General features: G+C 57.1%; 1 protein-coding gene. It reads left to right on the forward strand.

The window, feature by feature from the left end:
- Positions 1-43: 43 nt before the first annotated feature.
- Positions 44-1,669: an outer membrane beta-barrel protein gene (locus MAMT_RS05100; protein ID WP_246186536.1), complete on the forward strand. Its 1,626-nt coding sequence runs from the start codon at positions 44-46 to the stop codon at positions 1,667-1,669.
- Positions 1,670-1,752: the final 83 nt, after the last annotated feature.

A 1,752-nucleotide genomic window follows, 5' to 3' on the forward strand; every position in this document is an offset into this window, starting at 1 on the left:
AATTCGTCTACAGCTACTAAGGCCACGCACAGAAAGGAGGAGGATGAACCGAAGACTGTGCGGGAAGGGGATCGTGTGGGGTTTCGGGCTGCTTTTGCTGCCGCTAGGCCCACTATGGGCGGCGGACGAGGCCCAGGCTCCTTCTGGAGGAAGTGCGCCGGAGCTTTCGGCCGGCTCTGGGGATGCGGGCGCGCTTCAGGGGAGTCCCGAGGAGATGGACCGACTCCAGAAGGTGCTCGAAGAGCAGGGGATCGCGGCCGCGCAAACACAGACTCCGGGAATCAAGCTGACCGGCTACGTGGAGGCGAGCTACACCTACAACTTGGTCAACTCCCCATCCTTCAATCAAGTCCCGGTCATCGCGGCAAATCCGGCGATCTCCGGGGTGCCGAAGGGAACCCCACTTCACGCGTATCCCAGCATGCCGCTCCGGTTCACCACTGACGGGATTCCGGGAGGCTCATTCAACATGAACCAACTTAAAGTGGCTCTCGAGAAAGCGCTCACCGACGAAAACAAGTGGCAGGCAGGCTTTCGGGTCGATGCGATTTTTGGACAGGATGCGGCCCTCGGCGAGCCCGACGCGGTAACCGGCAACGGGACCTTCGATAATACCGGCATTGGGTTTAATTCGAGCGGCATCTTCCTCGAACAGGCCTACGTGCAGTTCAAAATGCCGGTCGGGGACAAGAGCATCGAGTTCCATATTGGTCAGTATGCTTCACCGATCGGGTTGGAAGTCATGGAGCGTCCGGCCAACTTCAACTTCAGCTACGGGATTCTCTTCAACAACTTCGAGCCATTCACGATGGTCGGCGGCGAGGCGATCTACAAGATCGACGACTACTGGACGACACGAGTCGGCATCACCAACGGGGGGTGGAACGTATCGCGCGCCGGTTATCCCTATTACGGGATGGTGAACAACATGATTAACAGCAGCAACTCGGTTGTCCTCTGGCAAATGATCGACTATGTCTCGAAGGACAAGCTCTTCCTCAACACCTTCGGCTATGCATTCGCACCGGACGGCGTGAATCCTCCGGGATTCGGCACTCAACCAATGACTGGTTACGCGGGCGCCTACAATTATGGGGGGGATATCGAACCCTCTCCTTATAACGACAACGGTCTCTTCATGGAGTTCAATGATTTCGGGACCTGGATCCCGACGTGGGTCAAGGACCAGAAGCTCGAGTTTGCCTATGAACTCGTCGGCGGTTTTTCCAACGCCGCCGTGCTTCCGGCCGGATTACCCCAGATGGGCGCCTCCACGCTCAGCGCCAACGGTGTCTTCCCGACCGCCGGTCTTCCTCCCGGTGGGTATAACGGTTCCACAAGCTTCTTTGGAGTGTCGATCTACCAGATCTACAAGTTTAACAAGGTCTTCAGCATGGCGTGGCGGGAGCAGTTCGACCACACCAACTCCAATGAGATCTTCACCAACTACCTCTTCCCGGCGGACATCTGGGATGTGACGGTCGACTGGCGGTTCGACCTCGCCGACAACTTCATGATCCGCGTCGAAAATCGGATGGATTACGGAAAGGGTTTTCTCACCTATTACTACCCGGCGGAGGGCGTAGTGCCCTCGAGCGGAAATGGATTGGCCGCGTTGAGCAATGGCCCCTTCTGGTTTTTCGCGCTCGATGTGGTCTACTCGTACTGACGCGCAAGAAGAAAAAAGGCGGTGAATTTGAACGGAAAGGGGATCTCGCGCGTCTCAACCTACAGAAACCTCGAACGAATCGT

The sequence above is a fragment of the Methylacidimicrobium tartarophylax genome (assembly GCF_902143375.2).
GTDB classification, from domain to species: domain Bacteria; phylum Verrucomicrobiota; class Verrucomicrobiia; order Methylacidiphilales; family Methylacidiphilaceae; genus Methylacidimicrobium; species Methylacidimicrobium tartarophylax.